This is a genomic window from Flavobacterium olei (assembly GCF_039749035.1).
Classification (GTDB): Bacteria; Bacteroidota; Bacteroidia; order Flavobacteriales; family Flavobacteriaceae; genus Flavobacterium; species Flavobacterium olei.
In genome coordinates, this window is sequence record NZ_JBDKWC010000003.1 from 120427 (window position 1) to 137797 (window position 17371).

Annotated in this window: 18 protein-coding genes and 1 tRNA gene; 10 read left to right on the forward strand and 9 right to left on the reverse strand. The window is 34.1% G+C overall.

What is annotated here, in order from left to right:
• Positions 1–36: 36 nt before the first annotated feature.
• The 4 genes from ABEB31_RS08270 (at position 37) to ABEB31_RS08285 (ending at position 3744) form a co-directional block, all read left to right on the forward strand.
• Positions 37–951 (forward strand): alpha/beta fold hydrolase, encoded by a 915-nt coding sequence (locus tag ABEB31_RS08270; RefSeq protein WP_347050924.1) that lies wholly within the window; start codon positions 37–39, stop codon positions 949–951.
• Positions 952–1000: 49 nt separating this feature from the next.
• Positions 1001–1864: a carboxypeptidase-like regulatory domain-containing protein gene (locus tag ABEB31_RS08275; protein ID WP_347050926.1), complete on the forward strand. Its 864-nt coding sequence runs from the start codon at positions 1001–1003 to the stop codon at positions 1862–1864.
• 230 nt (positions 1865–2094) lie between these two features.
• Entirely contained in the window at positions 2095–2451 is a 357-nt protein-coding gene (locus tag ABEB31_RS08280; protein ID WP_347050927.1) for a hypothetical protein, read from the forward strand.
• Between the two features lie 81 nt (positions 2452–2532).
• On the forward strand, positions 2533–3744 hold the full coding sequence (locus ABEB31_RS08285; RefSeq protein ID WP_347050929.1) for a cytochrome c3 family protein: 1212 nt from the start codon (positions 2533–2535) through the stop codon (positions 3742–3744).
• Here the strand turns inward: ABEB31_RS08285 and ABEB31_RS08290 are convergent, their stop codons facing one another.
• The 5 genes from ABEB31_RS08290 to ABEB31_RS08310 all read right to left on the reverse strand — a co-directional run bounded on the left by ABEB31_RS08290 (position 3745) and on the right by ABEB31_RS08310 (position 6685).
• Positions 3745–4488, reverse strand: coding sequence for a UDP-2,3-diacylglucosamine diphosphatase (locus ABEB31_RS08290; RefSeq protein ID WP_347050931.1), 744 nt, complete (start codon positions 4486–4488; stop codon positions 3745–3747).
• Positions 4489–4544: 56 nt separating this feature from the next.
• Positions 4545–4997 carry a 6-pyruvoyl trahydropterin synthase family protein gene (locus ABEB31_RS08295; protein ID WP_347050933.1) on the reverse strand — a complete coding sequence of 151 codons (453 nt, stop codon included), beginning with the start codon at positions 4995–4997 and terminating at the stop codon, positions 4545–4547.
• A gap of 32 nt (positions 4998–5029) precedes the next feature.
• Entirely contained in the window at positions 5030–5206 is a 177-nt protein-coding gene (locus ABEB31_RS08300; RefSeq protein WP_347050934.1) for a hypothetical protein, read from the reverse strand.
• Between the two features lie 196 nt (positions 5207–5402).
• Positions 5403–5594, reverse strand: a complete 192-nt coding sequence (locus ABEB31_RS08305) for a hypothetical protein (protein ID WP_430408228.1) — start codon at positions 5592–5594, stop codon at positions 5403–5405.
• 326 nt (positions 5595–5920) lie between these two features.
• Positions 5921–6685 (reverse strand): enoyl-CoA hydratase/isomerase family protein, encoded by a 765-nt coding sequence (locus ABEB31_RS08310; RefSeq protein WP_347050935.1) that lies wholly within the window; start codon positions 6683–6685, stop codon positions 5921–5923.
• Between the two features lie 104 nt (positions 6686–6789).
• Here ABEB31_RS08310 and ABEB31_RS08315 point away from each other — a divergent pair.
• Together ABEB31_RS08315 and ABEB31_RS08320 are read left to right on the forward strand one after the other, a co-directional pair.
• A tRNA-Ala gene (locus tag ABEB31_RS08315) sits at positions 6790–6863 on the forward strand.
• Positions 6864–7227: 364 nt separating this feature from the next.
• On the forward strand, positions 7228–7626 hold the full coding sequence (locus ABEB31_RS08320) for a hypothetical protein (protein ID WP_347050937.1): 399 nt from the start codon (positions 7228–7230) through the stop codon (positions 7624–7626).
• A gap of 78 nt (positions 7627–7704) precedes the next feature.
• On the opposite strand, the gene ABEB31_RS08325 is transcribed toward ABEB31_RS08320, so the two are convergent.
• Positions 7705–7881, reverse strand: coding sequence for a hypothetical protein (locus ABEB31_RS08325; protein WP_347050938.1), 177 nt, complete (start codon positions 7879–7881; stop codon positions 7705–7707).
• A 278-nt stretch (positions 7882–8159) separates the two neighbouring features.
• On the opposite strand from ABEB31_RS08325, the gene ABEB31_RS08330 reads away from it, so the two are divergent.
• Positions 8160–8531, forward strand: a complete 372-nt coding sequence (locus ABEB31_RS08330) for a hypothetical protein (RefSeq protein WP_347050939.1) — start codon at positions 8160–8162, stop codon at positions 8529–8531.
• A gap of 107 nt (positions 8532–8638) precedes the next feature.
• On the forward strand, positions 8639–9196 hold the full coding sequence (locus ABEB31_RS08335; protein ID WP_347050940.1) for a hypothetical protein: 558 nt from the start codon (positions 8639–8641) through the stop codon (positions 9194–9196).
• A 73-nt stretch (positions 9197–9269) separates the two neighbouring features.
• Here the strand turns inward: ABEB31_RS08335 and ABEB31_RS08340 are convergent, their stop codons facing one another.
• Together ABEB31_RS08340 and mtgA are read right to left on the reverse strand one after the other, a co-directional pair.
• Positions 9270–10238, reverse strand: a complete 969-nt coding sequence (locus ABEB31_RS08340) for a lipid A deacylase LpxR family protein (RefSeq protein WP_347050942.1) — start codon at positions 10236–10238, stop codon at positions 9270–9272.
• Positions 10216–11001 carry a monofunctional biosynthetic peptidoglycan transglycosylase gene (gene mtgA, locus ABEB31_RS08345; RefSeq protein ID WP_347050943.1) on the reverse strand — a complete coding sequence of 262 codons (786 nt, stop codon included), beginning with the start codon at positions 10999–11001 and terminating at the stop codon, positions 10216–10218. The genes ABEB31_RS08340 and mtgA overlap by 23 nt, the downstream gene beginning before the upstream one ends.
• Before the next feature lie 479 nt (positions 11002–11480).
• On the opposite strand from mtgA, the gene ABEB31_RS08350 reads away from it, so the two are divergent.
• Positions 11481–13382, forward strand: coding sequence for a S9 family peptidase (locus ABEB31_RS08350; RefSeq protein WP_347050945.1), 1902 nt, complete (start codon positions 11481–11483; stop codon positions 13380–13382).
• A gap of 186 nt (positions 13383–13568) precedes the next feature.
• Complete coding sequence (locus ABEB31_RS08355) at positions 13569–16010, forward strand: hybrid sensor histidine kinase/response regulator (RefSeq protein WP_347050946.1); 2442 nt, start codon at positions 13569–13571, stop codon at positions 16008–16010.
• On the opposite strand, the gene ABEB31_RS08360 is transcribed toward ABEB31_RS08355, so the two are convergent.
• Positions 16011–17366, reverse strand: a complete 1356-nt coding sequence (locus ABEB31_RS08360; RefSeq protein WP_347050948.1) for a sigma-54-dependent transcriptional regulator — start codon at positions 17364–17366, stop codon at positions 16011–16013. It abuts the gene before it with no gap.
• Positions 17367–17371: the final 5 nt, after the last annotated feature.

Below are 17371 nucleotides of genomic sequence, written 5' to 3' on the forward strand. Positions count from 1 at the left end.
ACCATATAACTGATATAAGTTCATTAAAATGGCTAGATGAGATTAACAGTAACACTTTTATTTTTAGTATTTTCCTTTTTCGCTAAAGGACAAAATCTCTATATCAAAACGTACGGAAACGCAAAAAATAAAACTATAATTTTCATTCACGGAGGACCAGGTGGCAATGCAACTTTATTTGAAGGAACAACGGCTCAAAGCCTAGCCAAACAAGGTTTTTATGTTATTGCTTACGATCGAAGAGGCGAAGGAAGATCAGCAGATCCCAATGCTAAATTTACTTATGATGAAGCTTTTCAGGATTTAAATCTCATCTATAAAAAATATCATTTAAAAAAATCGATTCTACTTGGTCATAGTTTTGGCGGTTTAGTGGCAACACTTTATACCAATAAATATCCCCAAAATGTGAGCGCGTTGGTTTTGGCTGGCGCTTTGTTTTCGCAGCAGGAAACGTATGATCATATTTTAAATTCAATAAAGAAAATTCACGACGGCGATTCTAAAACACTACATAAGATAGCCTGCGTCGAAAAACTTGATAAAAATTCTGCAGTATACAGAAAACATTGTTTTGATTTTGCAAGTGACGAAAATTACTTTAAAATGCCTAAACCTACTAAAGCTTCAAAAAAATTATATGCTAATTATGAAGCGGGCGACTTTTATAAATCTAACATCAGAAATAAAAATGCTCCTTTACTTTTTTATCAAAATGAAAAACAAAATAATATTGACACCAAACCGATATTAAAAAAAATCAAAACTGCCGGAATTCCCATCTATGGGATTTATGGAAAACAGGACGGCATCTTTTCGTCGGCGCAAATTACTTCACTTACATCAATTACTGGAAAAAACAACTTTGCCATTCTGGACAATTGCTCGCATTATTTATTTGTAGATCAGCAAGATGAATTTATTTCTTATGTTAAAAATTGGCTAAAATAAATTTTAGTTTCATTCGTATTTCATTTCTTTATATGAAAAATAACTGCAAATGAAATACACCACTACTCTATTCTTTTTATTCTTTTTTACAAAAAATATTGCTCAGGAAAGAATCATTTCCGGAGAAATTAAAGATTCTAAAACAGGCTCAAATCTTGAATATGTCAATATCGGAATTTTAAATAAGAACAGTGGAACAGTTGCAAATTCTAAAGGAAATTTCAATCTAAAACTAGATCAAAAAGTAGAAGCAAATGATACAATTATCTTTTCTTGTATTGGTTTTGAAACTCAAAAACTAGTGATTAACCAGTTAAAATCTGAACACAATATTATCACAATGATACCTTCCGAAAATGTTTTAAAAGAAGTTGTCGTAAAATTTCAAAAACCAAAACCCAAACAATTTGGGAGAAGTGCAAAAGGATTGGGTTTAATGCATTTCAATTTTTTCTCAATACACGACAAAGATGCCGATGATCGTTTAAGCAGGGAAACTGGAATGAAATTTAAAATCTCAAAAGATTGTAAATTAAGTGATTTCAATATCAATATCACTGCAAACGAATTTAAATCTGTGAAGTTTAGACTAAACTTTTACAGTTTAGAAAACGGACTGCCATCAAAAATTATCGTTGAAAAAGATATTATTTTTGAAGTAAAAGATAATTTCAAAGGCTTGTATACATTGGATTTAAAACCATATAATATTTATTTAGACAAAGAAATTGGCGATATTGCAGTAACAATTCAATGGCTTGAAAGTATTAAAGCCGATGAAAAAAGTAAATTCTTTGCGATTTATACCGCGATGTCTGCAACTGAAACCAGTTTTTTCAGAGACAAAAATTTAAGTAATTGGTACAAAAGCGGTCAGAGTCTTACTTTCTACATTAATTCAATGTGCCAATAATTGTGTTATCATATAAGTCGTATAAGTTCATTTAATAAACTGAACTTTTATTTAAGCGCTAGTTTTCCTCAGCGTTTTTTATGCTCTCCTTTTAGCCTTCAACAAATAAGAAACATTAAATGAACATATATCACTTATATGGTTCCGAAAAATTTTCATTTTTTTTATGATTTTTTTATTTAGAATTAATTTAAATAATATTTATATTTGTTGAAATTAAAGTATTTACGATGAGAGAAATTGAGCAAATATATCATAATAACTTTGGAATAGCTTTTTACTGGAAAGATCACAACACAACAATTTCAGACAAAGTGCAACTGGTTTTTAAAGAAACCGGATTTTATTTTACCGTAGATGAATTAAATCGTTTTTGTGATTTAATTGAAGACAGTATGATTGAAAATGCCTGCTGCGAAGCTTGCGAAATGAAATATTCCTGCCATAAGTTTTTATTAAAAACGCCATGCAATTCTATAGATTTGGCCGTTAATATGACCGAATTAAAATCAATTAAGGATTTAGTTGAAGGTTCTCTATTTAAAATTGAACTTGATGAATATGTCTTTGGAGCGGGCATGAATTAGAAATTTCCACACATTTTAACAGCATCTTTTCATTATTAAAATATATTTTGATTCATTTCAAAAAAAAGTATATTTACAGCAATGAAAAAAGCTGTATTTCTACTTACCATTATTCTTTCGGCAATTTTATTGGCCAGCTGCTCCAATAAATCAGAAGAATATACGGATCCGCGCGGTACCGATTTTGCAGGATCTGAAAGTTGCGTTCAATGTCATAAAACGCAGTCTGAAATGGTATTCAACAGCTCACATTTTAAAGCCACAGCTCCGGCAATTTTAGGAAATGTCTCCGGAGATTTCGATTCTAAAAACCACACTTTCATTTACGACAAAACCACTAAAATAGTCATGGAAAAACATGGCGACAGTTTATATCAGGTTGTATATAAAAATGGAAAAGCCACAGAGAAATATAAATTTGAAATTGTATTCGGAACCAAACACGCTCAAACCTCGGTTTACTGGAAAAACAACAACACTTACGAATTACCGCTTTCTTTTTATCACTCTGTAAACAACTGGGCAACAAGTCCGGGTTTTCCGGCCGACAAACCGTATTTTGATCGTATGGTCGTAAAAGATTGTTATGCCTGCCACAGCTCAAATGTGAGTTCGAGGGTTGTGAACCAAAGTTCTGATGAAAAGAATTTTATGTCGATGGATGTAGAAGACATTATCAATAAAAAAACAATCGTTTACGGAATTGACTGTGAACGTTGTCACGGTCCGGCAAAAAAACACGTTAATTTTCATTTGAAAAATCCGAATGTAAAAGTCGCCAACAGCATTACAAGTTTTAAAACACTAAATCGTCAGCAAAAATTAGATGCCTGCGCATTGTGTCACGCCGGAAATGACGGAATGAAATTAAAATCCCGTTTTGAATTTAAGCCCGGGGATAATTTATTAGAATATTTTCGTGAGACCAGAAGTATTAACGATACGGCAAAATTTGACGTTCATGGAAATCAATATCGTTTAATGGCGCAAAGCAAATGTTTTATAAAAAGCGAAAAAATGGATTGTATTACGTGTCACAATCCGCATGAAAATGCTTCTAAAAACCTGGCGTCTTATTCTAAAATCTGCATGACTTGTCATCAGGGTCTCAAACACAATGAAACGACATTAAAAACAATGCCTGAAAAGTTATTGGCCAATAATTGTGTAGAATGCCACATGCCGAAAAAAGCTTCAAACGCAATTAGTTTTCAGCTTTCGAACAACAAACAATTGTCGAATTATATTTTGAGAACACACAAAATCGGGATTTATCCGAGTACAAAAAAGTAATTATTTTTTGAATTCCTTCAATTCAAATTTTTCGCCGTCAAAAACACCATAAGTAAAATAGCCAATCCAGTCGCCCAGATTTACATATTCGGCATTTTCTCCAACAGTGCGGATCATGGGTAGATGGCGATGTCCAAAAACAAAATAATTATAATGTTTCGCTTCCAGCTTTCGCTTCGCGTATAAAATAAGCCACTCTTTCTCTTCGCCCAGGAATTTAATATCCTCATCGCCGGAAATCAGTTTGTTTTTAACCGATAAATATTGCGCCAGACTTACGCCAACATCAGGATGCAGCCATCGGAAAAGCCATTTTGAAAACGGATTTGTAAATACCTTTTTCATTCTTTTATAACCTTTATCGCCGGGACCTTTTCCATCGCCGTGACCAATTAAAAAAGTTTTTCCGTTAAAAGTAAATTCTTTATTATCATGATAAACCGGAATATTCAGTTCGGTTTCAAAATAATCATTCATCCATAAATCATGGTTTCCAACAAAGAAATAAATAGGAATGCCGCTGTCGCGAATTTCTGCCAGTTTTCCTAAAACGCGAACAAAACCTTTTGGCACAACGGTTTTATATTCAAACCAAAAATCGAATAAATCCCCAAGCAAAAAAATAGCTTCGGCATCTTCTTTAACCTCATCCAGCCAGGCCACAAATTTCTTTTCACGCGGCAAACTCAATTCGGGAGTTGGTGCACCAAAATGCTGGTCTGAAGCAAAATATATTTTTTTCATTATTGGGAGATGTGAGATGTGAAATGTTTTTACATTTCACATTTAACTTTTACAAATTACAAATTATCGCTTGCGTACCATTCTGCAAACGAAGATTCTGTTTCCTGAAGTTTAAGTGAAAAAAGTGAAATTCCCTGCGGAAGGCGCGCCACGATTCTTTCAGCAAAATCAACTACCATGTTTTCACTTGTAGGCTGATAGTCAACTAAAATTACATGATGTCCGCGGTTTTTCAACTCATTTGCCAATTCAATATGTGGTGTTGTCTCGTTAAAAACAGTAGCATGATCAAACTGATCGACGATTTCTTCTTTTACAATTTTCTTTAGATCAGAAAAGTCAATCACCATTCCATATTTCACATTCGAACGGTCTGTAATTGGCGAACCTATAACCGTTACCGATAATTTATAACTGTGTCCGTGAACGTTCTTGCATTTTCCGTCGTAACCGTACAAGGCGTGTCCGGTTTCGAAGCTAAATTGTTTTGTAATTCTGATTTTACTCATCGATGTTTATTTTAAGCTTGCAAAATTACAAATTAATAACCGTTTTTGTCTCTTTTTTTAGCGCTGTTATACATCCAAAAAGCAATTGCGATTAAAAACAAAAACGGAATAAAAGATCCAATCACAACGCCAATTTGATAACTGCTGTCTGGTGCGTCTTTAATTTTCTCTGCAACATCGATATTTTGGAATAAGGAAATTAGTTTCATTGCAAACTATTTTATGATTACTAAAGCTGACAATCTTTGTCAAAGTTTTAAACTTTTACAAAGATGCATAAACGTAAAGCGCAATAATATGATATTTGTTAGCAACAAAGATGAAATTAAACACATAGTATGGGTATTGACGCATATTAGAACGGCTTTTTTTGTTTCAAAGACCTCTTTCATGTGGTTCAATTTTTTATTTTTTAAACTGTGTCAATGCATTTCTGGTAAAATCTGACAAAACCAATTTTCCTGTTATTGCGGCACGTTCAAAAAGCAATGATTCCCAGATTTCTGTTCCTTCCCATATCATTTTTTTCATCTCGTATAAAGCTTCCGGATTATAAGCACTTAATCTTTTTGCAAAACTTTCGACTTCAGTATCCAAATTGACAGCTTCGCATAAAACAGAGAAAAGTCCTTTTTGATCACAACGCCAATTTGATAACTGCTGTCTGGTGCGTCTTTAATTTTCTCTGCAACATCGATATTTTGGAATAAGGAAATTAGTTTCATTGCAAACTATTTTATGATTACTAAAGCTGACAATCTTTGTCAAAGTTTTAAACTTTTACAAAGATGCATAAACGTAAAGCGCAATAATATGATATTTGTTAGCAACAAAGATGAAATTAAACACATAGTATGGGTATTGACGCATATTAGAACGGCTTTTTTTGTTTCAAAGACCTCTTTCCTATGTGGTTCAATTTTTTATTTTTTAAACTGTGTCAATGCATTTCTGGTAAAATCAGACAAAACCAATTTTCCTGTTATTGCGGCACGTTCAAAAAGCAATGATTCCCAGATTTCTGTTCCTTCCCATATCATTTTTTTCATCTCGTATAAAGCTTCCGGATTATAAGCACTTAATCTTTTTGCAAAACTTTCGACTTCAGTATCCAAATTGACAGCTTCGCATAAAACAGAGAAAAGTCCTTTTTGAAAAGCCCAATTGGCCGATTTCCATTCGTGTCCTGCCAAAGTCATTTCGGTCATTGCCGTTTTGCCAATTTTACGCGAAACTGCAGGCTCAATTACAAAAGGACCGATTCCAATGGCCAATTCAGACAATTTAATATCGCTTTGCGGAGTTGCAAAAACGTAATCACAGGCGGCAATAATTCCGACACCGCCGCCAACTGCTTTTCCCTGCACGCGGCCCAGTATAATTTTATTGCAATTTCGCATCGCATTAAGTAAATGGGCAAAACCAGAAAAAAATTCTACGCCTTGCTCCTCGTTTTCAACTTGTAAAAGTTCATCAAAAGAAGCGCCTGAACAGAACGTTTTTTCGCCTTCACTTTTTAAGATAATCACTGAAACTGCTTCATTTCGACTTAACTCATTAATTTCGGCAGTCAGCTGGTTTAACAATTCACGCGGAAAAGAATTACTAGCCGGATGCCCAAACTGAACCGTTGCAATTGTATTTTGAAAAGAAGTTTCTAAGCTTCCATTTGCATTTTCTAAACTCATAAAATAAGATTTAAAGGTAAAGTTACACTTTTGAAAAATATTTCTCTTACAACTTCATGAAATTTGCTTTTTGAAAATTAATTGACTTTATTTGCAGTCACTTTGGGGGATTAGCTCATTTGGCTAGAGTACTTGCCTGGCAGGCAAGGGGTGACCGGTTCGAATCCGGTATTCTCCACAATATGAAAACCGGTTCTCCCGAAGTCTCGGGACGGTATTCTCCACAATATGAAAACCGGTTCTCCCGAAGTCTCGGGACGGTATTCTCCACAATAATAAGACCGGTTCTCCCGAAGTCTCGGGACGGTTTCTCCACAATATGAAAACCGGTTCTCCCGAAATCTCGGGACGGTATTCTCCACAATATGAAGACCGGTTCTCCCGAAGTCTCGGGACGGTATTCTCCACTTAAACCGTATCATTTATCTGATGTGTTTTTTTTATATCCAATTCTTATATAAAAAGTCGTAATCTGCAACATTTTAGACTTTAAGAGCCAATTAAAGAATGTCTATCATCGCAATTTTGCAGAAAAATTAATGATGAAAAAGATAGTCCTGCTACTTAGCTTGCTTTTTATTTATTCGTGTACTTCTGAAGAAGAGGAACAAGAAGAACAAGGAAGTCATTTCCAAACAACAATTAGTCCTCCTGAGTGGATTCAGGGCAAATGGAATAACGGACAAGGAACCGAATTTGAGTGTACCAAATCGAATATAATTTGGGATTCCAGCGGAAACATTTACAAAGTCACAGGAGAAATTTGGTATTATACCATACAGGATATAGATCCCGAAATCGTAGAAAAACAAACAGACACCACTTATACATTGCAATATAAGGTTTCTGCTTCCGAAATAAGAAAATTTAATTTTTATAAAATTTCAGATAATAAAATTGAATCGAAAAACTTTTTTAAAGGAATTTACACCAGAAAATAAGGTTTTCTTTTTAAAATAAAACACTAATTAATAACAAACCCGTTTTGCTTGTGCAGGATGGGTTTTGTTATCTGGTAACTATCTTTCATTTACATCATTGTCAGAATCCGGTTCTTCTTCGTCCTGCTTTGTAAAATCATTATTTAACAAATCAGTCAGCTTCTTTTTTTCTCTTTGATTTTTTCGAATTGTAAGTATAACAATTACCAAAACAACCAAAGCTACAATCCCAATTATTACCCAATTGACTTCCATATCATTAATTTTAATTAAAAATAAAGTTTTTCAGTTTTAAACACATTATTAAAAGGTTAAGAGTAATCATTGTTTTTTTTAGAAGCATCCCTTAGTTTTTCAAAAAGACCAGCTGTCCCGCTGTCCTCTAAATCTTTTAGCTGCTAAAGAAGCAGCAAAAAGGATATCGCTCCCATCGGGGCTATTAGAGAACTTTTTATTTTCAAAAGAAGAATTAATTAAGTAAGTTTATACATCATGTCTGGCGGCATCGTTACTTCATAATTAAAATAATTGCTATGAAATTTTCTTTTTGGGTGTATTCTTCCAATCTCCAACAATCATTTGATTATTATCGAAAAGCATTTAATCTCGAAAACCAAATTATAACAAACCAGACAAAAACTTTCTTTGTCAGAATGGATGATACTGTCGAATTAAAAATAAGCAATTTACAGCAACCTCTCAATCAGTTGAATATCGAAGTCAACGAAGCTCCGATTGATAAAATATATGACATCTTTAAAACCAATCAACTAAACCAAACTGAAGAATCGGATCCCATGCAAATGGCTTGCGGAACCTTCTCCGGTCCTTGGGAATATCCCGGTGGACAAGCATTATTTCTAAAAGATCCTGATGATCATGTGATCATTTTCACAGAATGGTAAATTTAGAACAACAAACAATATATCAGTTAATTACAATTATTTTCCATAAGAAAACAAATACCTGCAATTCCCTGTCATCAAAATAATAATTAAAAGGTAAACAAATTATGTCTGAATTAAGCTCGTTATATCTTAAAGTTAAAATTGGAAAATCACAATTAGAAAAGTTTTTAAACAGTAAGTTTGAGAAACCTGCCTTAAACCAAAACTGGATTGACTGGTGGGAAAGCCGTAGAATGTATTCTAAAATGGAACTGAGTTCAGAATTGTTTTGCATACCCGGCCAAAGCAATCAGCAATTTATAAATAGCTGGCTCGAATATCCGCAGGCAATGGCTTTTTCTGATTATAATGAAGTCCTTGAAGAATGGCATTTCGGAATGTTATTTTTTAGCGAAAATTACGAAGAAATGCTTTCCATGTTCGCTTTTATCACCAGTCTGGAAAAATATGTAAACAATGACAGTGAAAATTTCGCTGTGGTTTTTCCTTTCTTTTGGGGCGATGATGACGTTCAGGCTTATATCTATTTTGAAAACGAAAAAGCAATTTTAAGTCCGCAAGTGCAAACCACAGAAGATTTAAATTCTGAAATACTCATGAAAACGCAGCACTATCTCAATACTAAATGGGAAGAACTCTCTAAAAACATGGATGTGGATTAAAATTATTTATTCAAAACATCTAATAAGAGAATAACTTCCAATTAAAACTTGATTTTCGCTTTTATGATTTAAATTATTTCAACAAAAACCCCAACCGAATCGATCCATAAAAATAACCGCGATTGGTATCATTCACATCGCCTTCTAATTCTCTTCCTCGGTAAATGAAAGAATAGGAAATATTAAAATTGTTATAACGGTATTTTAATCCGGCTTCACCATTAAAACGAAGCGGAACCAAATCAAAAGTAACCGGACTTGTATCATTAAACATACTTCCTTCAATAGTGGCGTCATAAAATTGGTAATTGACAATTGGCATCGCGTAAAAATAAAACTCCCTGATATTGGTCTGCAATTCTGAACTTACCGAGGCATCATGAAGATTCGAATCGTAAACAGGAAGAAGCTTTTTAAAACCAATTCTTGCCATAAATCCGGTTGAAACGCCTGTGAAAATAGTTCCCAAATTGGCTTCCGATTGAAAATGCAAATCAACAAAATCATTAGGTTTTGAGGCAAACATTTTTTTTGAATACATGATATGCGCCTGAAATCCCAGCGCATTATGAATCTGGTTTTCCCAACCGTATACTTTTTTGTAACCGATAATCTTATGAAATCCTTCCTGCAATTCCTCTCCTAACGCATTAGGACCTAAAAAACCAAATTGAAAATCTGTTTTTAAAACCGATTCGCTTTGATAAAAAAAGCTTTTTCCTGCCTCGGCAAAAAGATAACCCGCAAAAGGACGATCGTTAATGTCTACCGCTTCCTTATTGATAAATCTTGGATTATAAAGATATTGCCCAACTCTGAATTCAGTTATTTCTTTATTGATTTTCGGATTTTCATTTTTAGATAAAAAACGATAAAAAAGCTCTAAACCGTTCGTATAATACATATCATTTTTCGATGACGTGTATAGATCATTATCCGATATAAATCCTATTTCTGTAGTTTTTCCTTGTCCAAAAGTGAGCGTAACAGTCAATATCAGAAAAGCAAAAAGTGCTTTTTTACTTCTCTTTTTCTTTTCCATTATAATTAATTTTTCCAACGTAGCGCATTTCGCGTACGATTCGTTCTTTTCTTCTGTTGATATAACTTGAAGATCCAGTCGCTTTAAATTTTCTCGGATTAGGAAGTATAGCTGCAATTCCAGCTGCCTGCATAGGTGTTAAACTCGAAGCGTCTCTTCGGTACCAGTGCTCTGTTGCCGCATAGGCACCATAAACGCCGTCGCCCATTTCGATACTATTTAGGTAAACTTCCATTATTCTTTCTTTGCCCCAGATAATTTCTATTAAAACTGTAAAATAAGCTTCCAGACCTTTTCTGAAATAACTTTTTCCCTGCCATAGAAAGACATTTTTGGCAGTTTGCTGCGAGATCGTACTTCCACCACGAATTCTTCGTCCGCGCTCATTACTTTTATAAGCTTTTTGTAGTGCCTTGAAATCGAACCCGTTATGAATTAAAAAAGTTCCGTCTTCACTAGCGATCACGGCTTTTTGCAGATTCATCGAAATTTTATCAATTGGCTCCCAATCGTGATCAAAGTAAACCTCTTTTCCTGCCCATTTATTTTCGATAGCACGAATGAGCATTAAAGGTGTAAAAGGCACCGGAACATATTTAAAAAATATTACAGAACCAATCGAGATTCCGAAAAACCATAGAGCTGCTTTAATAAAAAACCATTTTACTTTTTCTCCAAAAGTACGGTTTGCTTTCTTTTTTGCTGTTGGTTTTGGCTTACTAGCCGGTGCTTTTTTTGGTATGGGTTTCTTGGGTGCTGCCATTCTATTCTTTTAAATCTGCTAATTCTTTGCTATTAAACTTCCAATTGCTACGCTTATCCCGCCCAAACGTACTCTGCAGAATACATTTTCAGACAGTTGCGCAATTACAGGATTCTTGTTATATCCTACTCCCACTATGTTATTTCATCGATATGGAATCTGAAAATACTGGTTTGGTAAAATTACATTTTTCAGTAAATCTTCCAATTTATTTTGAATAATTTTCGTGTTACTAATTTGGTTGTGGTTTCACCTTCAAAATCCAGATTCCGGCCTCAGTCAAATATAACAAATACTAATTCGATTGAACATACGTCACTTATGTCGTTTAACGTTTTTTCTTAATTTCTGTATGGTTACATTTAAAAATACTTAATTTAAATGAACTTACATTACTTACATGGTTTAATATTTTTTAACATTTTGTTGCAAAATTATATTCGTATTTTAGGCGCCACAAAAAAATAGAATTTTTTATTATGAAAAAAGTAGTATTAACAACCTTAATAATGATGAGTTTAAACGCTATCGGGCAGAATGTAATGTCACCGGAATTGTTATGGAAATTAGGCAGAGTAACACCTCTTGGCATTTCTAAAGATGCAAAAAATATTGTTTTTAAAGTTTCTACACCGTCTGTAGAAGAAAACAAATCAAGTTCAAAGTTGTATACTATTCCCGTAAACGGAGGAAATGCGACAGAAATTAAAGAGACCAGCGCTATACTGGCAGACAAAAATATTTCGCCAGACGGAAAATATATTGTTTATAATGAAGAAGTAAAAATCGATAAGGTTTTAGGAAAAGATTTTTATCCGAATCTTACTAAATCTGATGTTCAAATTTATGATGGTCTAGATTACCGTCATTGGGATACCTGGAACGAAGGGAAATTCAATCATGTTTTTTATAAGGAAAACAAAGACGGCGCAAAAGGAATTGATATTTTAAAGGGCGAAACTTTCGATTCTCCGCAAAAACCTTTTGGCGGTGACGAAGATTACATCTGGTCTCCGGACAGTAAAAGTATTTTGTATGTCTGCAAGAAGAAAGCCGGAACTGCTTATGCAATTTCTACGAACACCGATATTTATGAGTACAACGTAGAAACCCAGAAAACGACAAACAGAACCGAAGGAAACCTGGGTTACGACACAGCGCCACAATTTTCGCCAACGGGAAATTTATCCTGGCTGCAAATGAAACGCGACGGTTATGAGTCGGATAAAAATGATATTATTGTAGAGTTTAAAGGCATCAAAACCAATTTGACAGCAAACTGGGACGGAACGGTAGATAACTTCATCTGGAGCAAAGATGGAAAAACAGTGTTTTTTGTAGCGCCAATTGACGGAACAAAACAAATTTTCTCAGTAAATTTTCCGGGGTTAACCAAAATTGCAATCCATGTTCGTCAATTGACAAACGGTGATTTTGATGTAAATGAGTTAGTTGGATTTTCAGGTGATGATCTTATTGTGACCAGAACCGATATGAATCATGCGGCAGAAATATATGCTTTCAATTTAGAGAAAAATAGCTGGAAACAATTATCAAATGTAAATACAGAAACTTACAAAACCTTAGCATTAAGCAAAACAGAAAAACGTTATGTTACCACAACCGATGGTAAAAAAATGTTGGTTTGGGTAATTTTACCTCCAAATTTTGATACTTCAAAAAAATATCCAACGTTATTGTTTTGTCAGGGCGGACCACAATCTGCATTGACACAATCATATTCTTACCGTTGGAATTTTTCTCTAATGGCTGCTAAAGGCTATATTGTAGTGGCACCAAACCGTCGTGGAATGCCGGGACACGGTGTAGAATGGAATGAAAAAATAAGTAAAGACTGGGGCGGACAGGTAATGGACGACTACCTTTCTGCTATTGATGATGTTGCAGAAGAATCTTATGTAGACAAAAGCCGTTTAGGTTGCGTAGGCGCAAGTTATGGAGGATATTCTGTTTTTTACTTAGCGGGAATTCATAAAAACCGTTTCAAAACTTTTATTGCTCATGATGGTGTTTTTAATACGGTTAGTATGCTTGGCACAACAGAAGAAGTTTTCTTTAACAACTGGGATTTTGGCGGCGCTTATTGGGAAAAAGACAATGCTGTCGCTCAAAAAGCATACACTACTTTTAACCCTGCAACTTTGGTACAAAACTGGAATAAACCGATTTTAATTTTTCAGGGCGGAAAAGATTTCCGTGTGCCGATCGGACAAGGACAGGAAGCTTTTCAGGCTGCACAATTACGTGGCATAAAAAGTAGATTTGTTTACTTTCCTGAGGAAAATCACTGGGTTTTAAAACCGCAAAATGCACAGGTTTGGCAAGGTGAATTCTTTAAATGGTTAGAAGAGACTTTGTAACCTTATTAAACTATATTTTCAGCCGTAGATTTACATAATTTACGGCTGTTTTATTTAAAAAACATTGCAATTATGTAAGATTTGACTAAATCGTTTCTTTTGCAAACAGATTTTTTTAGATAAATTGCACCGATTTAACTGTCCCAAAGTTTGCAATGGGATTAAATTCCCAATAGTAACAGCAAAATGGAAACCAAAAGAAGTTATACCGCCCTCAAAGTTTTAATTAGTTACGTTGCATTACTGGCTTTAGTGGTTACTGTTGGATGGTTTTTGTATGCTGAATATATGGTTTACAATAAACTGGAAGACAAAATTGCTTTAGAAAAAACCAAAATCTTACGCGTAAGCAGACTTTTTTCTAATGTCTACAAAACAGAAGGTTTGGCAAGAAAAACGATCCAGACCAATTCTGAAAAAGATTTTAAAAGTTATCTTATCGAAAGTGACTCACTTGGTTTTCGGCTTGACAGTTTAAGACAAACTGCTTCCAGCGAATATCAAAGAAAACTACTGGATAGTGTATCTTTTCTTTTATCTGAAAAAATTGAAAACATCAGGCAATTACGAGAAATTAAAAACAAAGCCGATGACGAAACCTCTGTAAACAACGCCATTGATGAAATCACAAAGATGGAGTTTAACCTGAGAAAACTCGAATTACAGGATTTTACTAAAAACCCAAATCAATTAGGAAGTTATCAGCGTGGCGTCTTGCAACGTTATGTGGATTATTTAAACCAGAATATACCGGACGACAGTACCAATACGCTGAGCAAAAAAGCGTCGGATTCTATTTTGGCAAATTCTAAAAAGCTGTTGAGTTCGGTGAAAATAAAAGCCGAAAAAAAGAAGGAATCCTTAAATTTTGAGGAGAATAAATTGCTTCAGAATGAAATTGCGATTTCTGATCAGTTGAGAAAAGTACTTCGAATTATAGAAAGAGAAATCATTAATATCTCTATTAAAAACAATTCATTAAAGGAAAAATCTTTAAAAAGAATTAACGAAATTGTAACTGCTTCGGCAGTAATTGGTTTATTGCTGACTATTTTCTTTTCTATCTTAATTGTAAGCGATTATACAAAATCACATTTATATAAGAAACAGCTCGAAATTGCCAATTTTAAGACCAAAAATCTTTTAAAAAGCCGTGAACAGTTAATTTCGACTGTAAGTCATGACTTAAAAACGCCTTTAAGCACGATCGTGGGCTATTCTGAACTTTTAGGAAATTCAGATGTTAACACAAAACAGTCTTATTTCATAAAAAATATTAAAAATTCGTCTGAATATATTTCGCAGCTTGTTCAGGATTTATTGGACTTTTCGCAGATTGAAGCAGGTAAAATTTCAATAGAAAAAGTACCTTTTTCCCTGCCCGAAATAATCGACGATGTTGCCAAAAATATACAAACAGTATACAAACAAAAAGATATTGATCTCATCATCAATGTAGACGAACAATTTGACAAACGAATTGTTGGTGATCCCTTCAGATTAAAGCAAATCCTTAGTAATCTTATCGGAAATGCGTACAAATTTACAGAACAGGGACATATCAGGATTGCCGCTTATGCGAACGAAGATCAGTTTTTTACGATTTCAATTCAGGACACGGGTATCGGAATTGAAAAAGAAAATCAAAAGTTGGTTTTTGAAGAATTTGCACAGGCGAATGAAGGCATCGAAAAGAAATATGGCGGCACAGGCCTTGGTTTATCGATCTGCCAGAAGATTATTTCTATTCTGGGCGGAAGTTTGAGTCTGGAAAGTATTTTTGGTAAAGGAAGCACTTTTAAAATCCAATTACCGTTATTGTTTGACACCAGTGAAAACAATATTAAAACGGAAAGCATTACGAAAGTAAGCACAAAATCTAAAAAACAGACTTTTATAGTTGTAGATGACGACATAAATCTTTTAAACCTTACAAGTGGCGTTTTGAAACAGGAACAACATGAGGTTTTCTCTTTTACTCATCCGGCGAGAGCATTGGAAGTAATTCAAAATACATCTTTCGATTTTGTGATTACAGATATACAGATGCCTGAAATTGATGGATTTATATTTCTGGAAAAACTTCAGGAACTTCCCGAATCAATATTTAAAAACCAGCCTGTTATCGCCTTAACAGGAAGAACAGATCTGGATCTTTCAGTTTATAAAAATGCCGGTTTTACAACGGTAGTTAAAAAACCATACTCACCAAAAATCTTGCTCGAAACAATTCAGCATATTTTAGACCATGAAGAATTGCCCAATATAGAAATTGCAGAGAGTGATGAAACAGAGTCTTCGCAAATTTATTCATTAGACACATTACGCGATTTTCTCGGTTTTGATGAAGATGCCTTAAAAGAAGTGATCAGGTCATTTATTGAAAGCAGCATTGAGAATCTGGAACTTCTGGAACAGGCAATTACAGACAAAAATATAGAGGAAATTAAATCAATCGCACATAGAATTGCCCCAATGTTTAAACAAATTCAAGCAAATGAAATTGGCGAAATACTTAAAAAGATTGAAAAGGATCTTTATCCTGTCAGCGATTTGAGAAACGTCTACCAGGATTTAATTACAAAAACGGCTATTTTATTCGAGTCTTTAAAACAAGAAATCCTTTAATTACTGTTCAATATTATATTGTTTCAGTTTATTGTAAAGGGTTTTTCTGGTAATTTTAAGCAATTTTGCCGCTTCAGATTTATTATTTCTGGCTTTTGAAAGTGCATGGATAATAGCATCTTTTTCGTTATCCGACAAAGAAAAACTGGTGTTTCCCGATTGTTCCTGTTTTTGAATCTGAAAGAACTCTACAGGAAGAACATCACTTTCAATAAAATCCCCGCGCGTTAAAAGAGTGGCGCGCTTTACACAATTTTGCAATTCACGTAAATTTCCAGGCCAGCTGTAATTTTGAAAAATCGAGACCACTTCCGGAGAAAATCCTATGATTTCTTTATTTAATTGTTGATTGGCTTTTTCCAGAAAATAATCGGCAAAAACCATTAAATCTTCTCCCCTGTCTTTTAAAGATGGTGACTGAATCGAAAATTCGTTGATTCTATGGTATAAATCTTCCCTGAAATCGCCGTTTTTTACTGCTTCACGTAAATCCTCATTTGTGGCGGTAATAATTCGGATATCGACGTTAATTTCTTTATTACTTCCTACAGGTTTGATTTTCCTTTCCTGAAGCGCCCTTAAAAGCTGAATTTGATTTTCGTATGAAAGATTTCCAATTTCATCCAAAAAAATCGTTCCGCCATTTGCAGCTTCAAAATATCCCATTTTATCGCTGATTGCTCCTGTGAAAGAACCTTTTAAGTGACCGAAAAATTCGCTGGCAGCGAGTTCTTTTGGAATCGCTCCACAATCAACTGCAATAAAATTATTGTTCTTTCTGTTACTTTGCTGATGAATACTTTTGGCTATAATTTCTTTTCCAGTTCCGCTTTCACCAATAATTAAAACAGACATATCTGTCGGACTTACCAGCTGTATATGATCCAGTAATTTTTTTGAAGCAACAGAAATTCCTTTTACAAATTCATTTTCACCAGACGCTGGCTGTTTTTTGACCGCTTTCTTTTCTTTTACAGGAGTTTCTTCTTCTATATTAGGAGCTTGTAAAGCATTGGTAATTACAAGCAAAACTTCATCTGGATTAAAAGGCTTCGAAATATAATCTGCAGCACCATTTTTAATGGCTTTTACCGCAGTATTAACATCAGAATAGCCAGTCATTAAAATAACAGGAATATCCGGATAAGCATTTTTAAATTCAGACATTAGACCTATACCGTCAGAATCAGGCAGACGAAGATCTGTCAAAATCAAATCGAAAGATTCGTTTTTAACTGCTTCGCGTGCTTCAGTGGCAGAGAAAGCAATAGTTACATCGTATGCTTTTTTCGAAAGAAATTTTTCTAACAATTTGCAAAATGCAATGTCATCTTCTATCAGTAATATCTTGGGCATTTGTT

Coding starts and splice junctions, on each gene's coding strand:
- ABEB31_RS08270 (WP_347050924.1), top strand. CDS start 37: ATGAGATTAACAGTAACACTTTTATTTTTAGTATTTTCCTTTTTCGCT.
- ABEB31_RS08275 (WP_347050926.1), top strand. CDS start 1,001: ATGAAATACACCACTACTCTATTCTTTTTATTCTTTTTTACAAAAAAT.
- ABEB31_RS08280 (WP_347050927.1), top strand. CDS start 2,095: ATGAGAGAAATTGAGCAAATATATCATAATAACTTTGGAATAGCTTTT.
- ABEB31_RS08285 (WP_347050929.1), top strand. CDS start 2,533: ATGAAAAAAGCTGTATTTCTACTTACCATTATTCTTTCGGCAATTTTA.
- ABEB31_RS08290 (WP_347050931.1), bottom strand. CDS start 4,488: ATGAAAAAAATATATTTTGCTTCAGACCAGCATTTTGGTGCACCAACT.
- ABEB31_RS08295 (WP_347050933.1), bottom strand. CDS start 4,997: ATGAGTAAAATCAGAATTACAAAACAATTTAGCTTCGAAACCGGACAC.
- ABEB31_RS08300 (WP_347050934.1), bottom strand. CDS start 5,206: ATGAAACTAATTTCCTTATTCCAAAATATCGATGTTGCAGAGAAAATT.
- ABEB31_RS08310 (WP_347050935.1), bottom strand. CDS start 6,685: ATGAGTTTAGAAAATGCAAATGGAAGCTTAGAAACTTCTTTTCAAAAT.
- ABEB31_RS08320 (WP_347050937.1), top strand. CDS start 7,228: ATGAAAAAGATAGTCCTGCTACTTAGCTTGCTTTTTATTTATTCGTGT.
- ABEB31_RS08325 (WP_347050938.1), bottom strand. CDS start 7,881: ATGGAAGTCAATTGGGTAATAATTGGGATTGTAGCTTTGGTTGTTTTG.
- ABEB31_RS08330 (WP_347050939.1), top strand. CDS start 8,160: ATGAAATTTTCTTTTTGGGTGTATTCTTCCAATCTCCAACAATCATTT.
- ABEB31_RS08335 (WP_347050940.1), top strand. CDS start 8,639: ATGTCTGAATTAAGCTCGTTATATCTTAAAGTTAAAATTGGAAAATCA.
- ABEB31_RS08340 (WP_347050942.1), bottom strand. CDS start 10,238: ATGGAAAAGAAAAAGAGAAGTAAAAAAGCACTTTTTGCTTTTCTGATA.
- mtgA (WP_347050943.1), bottom strand. CDS start 11,001: ATGGCAGCACCCAAGAAACCCATACCAAAAAAAGCACCGGCTAGTAAG.
- ABEB31_RS08350 (WP_347050945.1), top strand. CDS start 11,481: ATGAAAAAAGTAGTATTAACAACCTTAATAATGATGAGTTTAAACGCT.
- ABEB31_RS08355 (WP_347050946.1), top strand. CDS start 13,569: ATGGAAACCAAAAGAAGTTATACCGCCCTCAAAGTTTTAATTAGTTAC.
- ABEB31_RS08360 (WP_347050948.1), bottom strand. CDS start 17,366: ATGCCCAAGATATTACTGATAGAAGATGACATTGCATTTTGCAAATTG.